Annotated in this window: 1 rRNA gene; it reads right to left on the reverse strand. The window is 50.4% G+C overall.

Features of this window, described 5'->3' with window-relative positions:
• Positions 1-15: 15 nt before the first annotated feature.
• Positions 16-280, reverse strand: a 16S ribosomal RNA gene (locus HMPREF3264_RS12220); the annotation flags it as partial.

Genomic DNA, 280 nt, shown 5'->3' on the forward strand with positions numbered 1-280 from the left:
CGAATATATCCTTAGAAAGGAGGTGATCCAGCCGCACCTTCCGATACGGCTACCTTGTTACGACTTCACCCCAATCATTTGTCCCACCTTCGACGGCTAGCTCCAAAAGGTTACTCCACCGGCTTCGGGTGTTACAAACTCTCGTGGTGTGACGGGCGGTGTGTACAAGACCCGGGAACGTATTCACCGTGGCATGCTGATCCACGATTACTAGCGATTCCAGCTTCATGTAGTCGAGTTGCAGACTACAATCCGAACTGAGAACAACTTTATGGGATTT

This window comes from Staphylococcus sp. HMSC62A08 (assembly GCF_001839105.1).
In the GTDB taxonomy this organism is placed as follows: Bacteria; Bacillota; Bacilli; order Staphylococcales; family Staphylococcaceae; genus Staphylococcus; species Staphylococcus caprae.